This is a genomic window from Actinomadura logoneensis, assembly GCF_003428695.1.
Taxonomy (GTDB): Bacteria; Actinomycetota; Actinomycetes; order Streptosporangiales; family Streptosporangiaceae; genus Spirillospora; species Spirillospora logoneensis.
This window is the reverse complement of sequence record NZ_QURH01000906.1, coordinates 1-6,888: the sequence shown is the minus strand read 5'-3', so window position 1 is coordinate 6,888 and position 6,888 is coordinate 1. Positions and strand designations below refer to the sequence as shown.

General features: G+C 70.8%; 4 protein-coding genes and 2 pseudogenes. 2 read left to right on the top strand and 4 right to left on the bottom strand.

What is annotated here, in order from left to right; genetic code table 11:
* Together DZF91_RS40620 and DZF91_RS42360 are read left to right on the top strand one after the other, a co-directional pair.
* Window positions 1-876, top strand: a pseudogene (locus DZF91_RS40620) (SARP family transcriptional regulator); the annotation flags it as partial.
* On the top strand, window positions 873-1,940 hold the full coding sequence (locus tag DZF91_RS42360) for a lactonase family protein (RefSeq protein WP_158588088.1): 1,068 nt from the start codon (window positions 873-875) through the stop codon (window positions 1,938-1,940). The pseudogene DZF91_RS40620 and the gene DZF91_RS42360, both read left to right, overlap by 4 nt.
* Before the next feature lie 221 nt (window positions 1,941-2,161).
* Here DZF91_RS42360 and DZF91_RS30570 read toward each other — a convergent pair.
* From DZF91_RS30570 to DZF91_RS30555, 4 genes and pseudogenes are all read right to left on the bottom strand, one after another.
* Window positions 2,162-3,316, bottom strand: a pseudogene (locus DZF91_RS30570) (DUF2079 domain-containing protein); the annotation flags it as partial.
* 206 nt (window positions 3,317-3,522) lie between these two features.
* The gene (locus DZF91_RS30565) at window positions 3,523-3,834 is read right to left on the bottom strand and encodes a hypothetical protein (protein ID WP_158588087.1); all 312 of its coding nucleotides are present in this window, start codon (window positions 3,832-3,834) and stop codon (window positions 3,523-3,525) included.
* Window positions 3,835-4,098: 264 nt separating this feature from the next.
* A complete protein-coding gene (locus tag DZF91_RS30560) occupies window positions 4,099-6,033 on the bottom strand; it encodes a RiPP maturation radical SAM C-methyltransferase (protein WP_117360551.1) in 1,935 nt (644 codons plus the stop codon).
* Between the two features lie 229 nt (window positions 6,034-6,262).
* On the bottom strand, window positions 6,263-6,888 hold a 626-nt coding region (locus DZF91_RS30555), incomplete at its 5' end, for an ornithine cyclodeaminase family protein (protein WP_147341465.1).

The window sequence follows — 6,888 nt, the reverse complement described above, 5'->3', positions numbered from 1 at the left end:
GCCGAACGGGCGCGGCTGCTGGCGGCCATCGCGATGGAGCTGCGCGCCGACCCGGACGGACGCGGCGGCGACGCCGCCCGCGAGGCCGAGCGCCTGGCCCGGTCCGCCGCCGACCCGGCGCTGCTGGCGTTCGCGCTCAACGCCCGCTACCTACAGACCTTCCAGCGCGCGGGGCTCGCTCCCGAACGCGCGGTCATCGCGGCCGAACTGCTGGACCTCGCGCGCGAGCACGGGCTCGTGCCCTACGAGGTCCTCGCGCACCTCATCCTCGTGCAGTCGGCGGCGGCGCTCGCCGACTTCGACGCCGCCGACCGGAACGCGGACGCCGCCGACGCGCTCGCCGACCGCTACGACCTCCCGCTCCCCGGCGTCTTCACCGACTGGTACCGCGCGCTGCGCCTGGCCGAAGCGGGATCGCCGGACGCCGAGAACGCCTACCGGCGCGCCGCCGCCCGCCTGGCCGGCACCGGCATGCGCGGCGTCGAGCACGGCCTCCTCCCGCTCGCCCTGCTCGGCCTCCGCCTCCGGACGGCCCCGGCCGCCGTCACCGGCCTGAGCGACATGGACTGGGGCCCCTACGAACCCTGGGCGCGGCCCCTGCTGTTCCTCGCGGAGGGCCGCCGCGACGAGGCCGGCCGGGCCGCCCGCGACATCCCGCCGTCGCCGCGCGACCTGCTCTTCGAGGCGCGCGGCTGCCTGCACGCCGAGGTCGCGCTGCGCCTGGACGACCGGACCGCGATGCGCCGGCTGCGCGACGACCTGGAACCCGCCGCCGGGGAACTCGCCGGCGCCGCGAGCGGCATGCTCACCTTCGGCCCCGTCCGCGCCTACCTTGACCGCCTGACCGAGGCACTGACCGCAGAGAGCAGGACGTGACCGTGAACCACACCCCGCAGGAGTCCGGCCGGCTGATCGTGGGCGCCTCCGGCCCCGTCCCCGGCGTGGCCCTGCACGCCGTCCGGTACGACGCGTCCGGGGCGATGGCCGTCGAGCGGTCGCTGCCGCTCCCCGAGCCGTCGTACGCGGCGTTCGACCCCCGCCACGGGATGCTGCACACCGTCCTGGAGGAGGACGCCGGACGGGTCGCCTCCGTCCCCCTCGGCCCAGGCGCCGACCTCGGGGAACCGGTCGCCGAGGCCGCGAGCGGGGGAGCCCTGCCCTGCCACGTCGCCGTCCACCCCGACGCGCCATACGTGTTCGTCGCCAACTACGGCGACGGCGTCCTGTCGGTGTTCCCCACGGGCCCGGACGGGCGGATCGCCGCGTCCGAGCCCGTCCAGGCCCTGGACCACCTGCCCGGCTCGCACGCGCACATGGCCGCGATCTCCCCGGACGGGCGGTTCGTCCTGTGCACCGACCTGGGCGCCGACCGGGTCCACATCTACGCCTTCGACGCCGGGAAGGGACGGCTCGAACCGCACGGGACGGCCCGCGTCCCGGACGGCCGGGGCCCGCGCCACCTGGTGTTCCATCCGTCCGGACGGTACGCCTATCTCATCAGCGAGCTGTCCTGCACGCTCATCGTCTGCGGCTGGGACGCGGCGTCCGGACGCCTGCTGCCGGGCGCGGAACTCCCCACCCGCCGCGACGCGGCGAACCCCGCCGCCAACTTCTCGGCCGCCGTCCGGATCTCACCGGACGGCGCGCACGTCTACACCACCGACCGGGGCGACGACACGATCGCCGTCCACGCCGTCGCGCCGGGCGGCGCGGGCGGGGCCGCCGACGCGGGCGGTCACCTGGAACCGGTCGAGGTGGTCGCGTGCGGCGGGGCCTGGCCGCGCGACATCGCCCTCAGCCCGGACGGCCGCCTCCTCTTCTGCGCCAACCAGCGTTCCGACACGGTGACCGTCTTCCGGCGCGACCCCGCGTCCGGACGCCTGACACCCGCCGCCGCGCCGCTCTCCGTCCCCGCCCCGTCGTCGGTCCTGCCGGTCTGACCGGCCTGCGGGCGGCGACCGGCGGCTTGGCGGCCAAGGAGCGCGGACGGGGAAGCCGACTGCGGTCCAGATCCCCCTCCAGCGGGCAGACGGCGGAACAGCAGGACGCCGTCCGCCTGCTTCACCAGGGTGAGCCCTTCGGCCGGGAGAGCGGCCAACCGGGCGCGCTGGACGGCGAGGGGAGCCGGGACGCCGCCGAGACGCCTGCTGTCGACGACGACCCAGTCGGTGGGACGCCGGTGCACGTCCGCGAAAAGGGTCACCTCGCATCGGTCGGTGAGCTGGGCCGCGAGATAGTTGCTCGCCGCGACCGAGGAACCGCTGGGTATCTGCGCCAGCAACCGCCGCGCCGCGACGACGTGCGGTGAAGCCGTGTAGAAATCCGGGCGGGTGAATCGCCAGAACGAGAAGAACGGCAGTGCCGCGATCCCGATGACCACCGCAGCCACGGGCGCGGTCCTGGAGTAGAGGCGAGCCGTGGGAAACCTGCTCGCCCTCAGCAGGGTCACCGCATCGAGCGCCGCGACGAAGACGACCGGCATCAGAATCGCGTTGTAGTGAACCTCGCCGATGCTCCACTGGAGCGGATGCGTCGAGACGATTCGATATCCCACGACAGGTGCGGCGATGATGGAAATAGGCGACCGAAGCGCCAGAAACGATGTCACCGCCGCCAGGCACAGCAGAAGGAGAATTTTCTGCGGATGCTGGAGCAGGCTCGCGGGCACCCCGGCGATCGTCTGAAGGAGGCTCTGCTTTCCGCCGTTGCTGACCTGACCCCAGTAGCGGTATTCCCCAGCGCGGTTGAAGTGCGGAATCAGCAGTGAGACCGTCACCGCCGAAGCGGCGATTCCCGCGACGAACACACTGAGGCCCAGCCAGTACCGTCTCTTGAACGCGAGATACAGCCCGAAGGCCGCCACGGCGACGCCGAGATCCTCCTTGACGAGAAGCAGAGGGAGGGCCCAAGCGACGGCCGCGCGCCAGCGCTCCTCCGCCAGACGTGTCACCGCGAACGCCAGCAGCGGCACGGCGAAGCAGATCTCGTGGAAGTCGAACGCGATCGCGCCCTGAATCCCCCAGGAGAGGCCGTAGGCCACCGACAGGGCGATCCCGGTGGGCCTTCCGAGCCTCGCCATGGCCAGGCCGGCGATCGGGACGACCGACACGGCGATCAGAAAGGCCTGCGCGATGAGCAGCGTTCTCGCGTCCGGCCACAGCCGGTAGAGCGGCGCCAGCGTCGCGATGATCGGATGGAAGTGGTCACCCAGCAGGTTCGCGCCGGGCCCCTTGATCGGGACGATGGGCGCCCGCAGATGCGCATACGCCCTGACGGCCTGGTCGAAGATTCCGAGATCGTAGCCGGCCGAATCCATCCGAGCGTGCCGAAGCAGCGAAAAAGAGGAATATACGGCCCATAATCCGGCCGCGAGAGCGACCGAGGCGGCCCGGGTGGCGGGAGGTCGCGTCAGGCGGAGCGGTGATCTGTTGCTCCTCGGATCAGCACGTGCCTCCGTCGCCACGGCAGACCACCTCACCGGCCACTGGATCACGAGTCGTTACCGGGCTTTTCCGCGCTTGTTCAGCCGCTGGTGAACTTGAACTTGCTCGCCACTCGACGGCCGGAGGTGCAGTACGCGGTGGAGCCTCGGCGGTCGCCGAGCCAGCGCCGCTGCCCCTGGTGCTCGCCGCCGGTACAGGTGATGGTGGCCTGGTATGTCGCCGGGCCCCGACCGTTGCACCAGCCCGAGAACTTGTTCCAGGTCTTTTCCCAGACGACGCACTTGCTGCCCTTGAGCTGAACGCTTTCCGCGCCCACTGCCGGTGCGGCGAACACAAGGGAAGCGGCCATGGTGAGTGCTGCCGCAGCGGTGCTCCCGACTCCGATCTTCATCACTCTGCTGCCCCTCTGGCGTGGCTGTCTGACAGCAAGCATGTCTATAGGCAACATTCGCTGTTTGTCAACGCCAGGAGAGCTAATTCTATCCCTTTTCTCATGCCAATTTAATGCATGAATATGGCCATTTGTAGGGAAATATAACGACCCATGGGCGGGGCTCGTGGGTGTGGGGCGGCGTGCGAAAAGGGCGGTACCCGAGGTGGGGTACCGCCCTACGCGTTCCGAGGGGCCGTCTGTGGTCGAAGTCCTCCGGGAAGGTCAGTGGTCGCCGGGTGGGAGGAGGTTGAGCAGGACGCGGCGGGGTTCGGCGGTCTGCTCGGGCTCGGGCTCCGGCTCGTCGTCGGTCTCCATGCTGACGAGGCTGATGTAGGAGCCCTTCTCCTCGAAGAGGAGTTTGTGGTCGCTGAAGCGGGCCAGCATGGCGCGGACCTCTGCCAGGGGCAGATCGGTCTGTGCGGCGATCTTGTCCGGACGGCCCGGGGAGGCCAGACGGCGCAGCATCGCCTCCTCCTCCGGGGTGACGGGGATCCAGCGGCGGTCGCCGAAGCGGGTGTCCAGGACGCCGGTGGTGCCGTCGTCCTCGTCGGTCTGCAGGACGAGCCGGGGCTTCTCGCCGTTCTTCCAGGAGTCCTGCCACTCGGCGGAGAGGCGTTGCAGTTCGGCGAGCCACTCGATCGACTGGACCTGGTAGGGGGCCAGGTTCTCGTCCACGAAGAAGTACGCCAGCTCGGCGAGCTTCTCCTCGGGGACGACCGGGTAGCAGAGCCGGTAGAAGTCGAGGGGACGCAGGTCGAGCCCGTACTCCTCGCGTTTGATGAAGTAGGGGCTGAACCGGTCGAAGCGGACGAGGAACGCGCCGTCCGGCGGTGGCAGGTGCACCAGGTGGGACATCTCCGCCGCGTACTTGCGGTAGACGCCCTCCTCCTCGCCGGGGAAGCCGAGCAGCAGGTTCCAGATCGGCACGACGCCGTACTTGAGGCACTTCTGGAGGAACTGGAGGTTCAGGAAGGACGTCGTGCCCTTCGCCATGAGCTTCAGCGTGGACGTCGAGAGCGCCTCGATGCCCGGCTGGACGACCGTCACTCCCGCCCGCGCCATCGTCTGGAAGTCGCGGTCGGCGACCGGCACCTTCACCTCGTAGAACAGCTCGGCGCCCTCGGGCGGGTCGAGGCGGGGGAACACGTCGCGGGTGTAGTTGCGCGGCATGATGTTGTCCGTTCCGGCGAAGGTCGTGCACCAGGGCGCGAACGAGAACAGCCACTCGAACTGCTCGACGGCCTTCTCCGGGGCCATCGCGCGGTAGCCCATGCCGAGGCCGTTCAGGCCGCAGAACGTGCAGTGCGAGCGTTCGCCCCACCAGCAGCCGCGCGAGGTCTCGAAGTACAGCGTGGGCTCGGCCTCGCCCGCGCCGGCGCGCAGTTCGTCCTGCGCGGCCTTGAACTTGTCGACGAAGCTCTCGTACTCGGGGCGGACGTAGTCGTCGATGTCGCGGTCGCGTCCGATCGCCTTGCGGAAGCGGGGCTGGTCGGCGTTGCGGCGGGTGAGGACGCCGGGGATCTCCTCCGCCTTCCCGAGGTCGCCGTCCAGGACGCACCGGACGAAGTCGGGGAACGAGTGCAGCGCGGGCCCGGAGAAGATGTAGTCGAGCGCCTCGACGTGCTCGGCCAGGACCGCGCCCATCGGTGTCTCGCAGTTGGCGCCGCCCATGACGGTGAGGACGCCGGGGTTCCGCTCCTTGATGAGGCGGGCCATCGCCATGTTGGGGACGTTCTGGGAGAACATCGAGGTGAAGCCGACGATGTCGGCGTCCGCGAGGCGGTACTCGTCGATGACCAGCTGGCAGAACCCCTCGAGGCGGGCCCGCAGCCGCAGCAGCTTGCTGCGGAACTCCACGGCCCGGTCGCCCGCGAAGTAGCGCTGGAAATAGGCGGCGGCGTTGTCCGGCTCGTCGGGGAACGCCAGCGACCGGAACAGCCATTCGCCGATTCCGGTCGTCAGGTGGTCGTAGTTGTTCGCGAACAGTTTGTACTCGCCCGCGCCGAACAGCAGCGCGAAGTCGATGTTCACGTACCGTATGTCGACCTCGACCGCGTCGCCGAATTCCCGGACGGTGTGCGCGGCGAGCTGGCTCAATGCGACCGACGGCCGGTCATAGTCCGCGAACGGCATGTTGACCAAGGCGATCCGCATCATGGCTCTCCGTCTCTGCGAAGTGTTCGGCTCTGCGAAGTGTTCGGCGCCGATGGCGCCAGGTTTGCAGGTGATTTACCTGTATGCAATGGAATGCCGTTGCGGGCAAGGGAATGTCCCGTTGACGGGACGGCGCGGACGAGACGGTCCGGACGAGACGGTCCGGACGAGACGGTCCGGACGAGACGGTCCGGACGAGACTGGGAGGACCGGCCGGCGGACGGGAGCGCCCTCAGGGGAAGGAGACCTCGCGGCCGACGCCGAGTTCGCGCGCCCGGCGGGCGACGCGCAGGCCCGTCACCGCGTCCTCCACGGCGAGCCCGAGCGACTTGAACAGGGTGGTCTCGGCGGGGGAGCGGCGGCCCGGCGCGCGGCCGAGCAGGACCTCGCCGACCTCCGCGCGGATCACGTCGGGGCCGAGGCGTCCGGCCGCGATCGGGATGACGAGGTCGCCGGCCTCGATGAGCGCGGCCTCGCGTCCGTCCACGAAGACGGCGCAGCGCGCGACGAGGTCCGCGGTCAGTTCGCGCTTGTCCGGGAAGGACGATCCGACGGCGTTGATGTGCGCGCCCTCGGCCACGTGACGGGCGTCCAGCAGGGGCTCGGCGCTGCCGGTGACGGTGCAGACGAGGTCGGCGCCGTCGGTCGCCTCGGCCACCGACGCGGCGGCGGTGACGGGGAACGGCAGCTCGTCCCGGACGGACTCGGCGAGGGCCCGCGCCCGCTCCGGCGACCGCGACCAGATCCGCGCCGCGCGCAGCGGCCGGACCTCCGCCATCGCGTCCAGGTGGCTGCGCGCCTGCACGCCCGCGCCGAGCACGGCGAGGGTGGCCGCCTCCGGCCGGGCGAGCAGGTCGG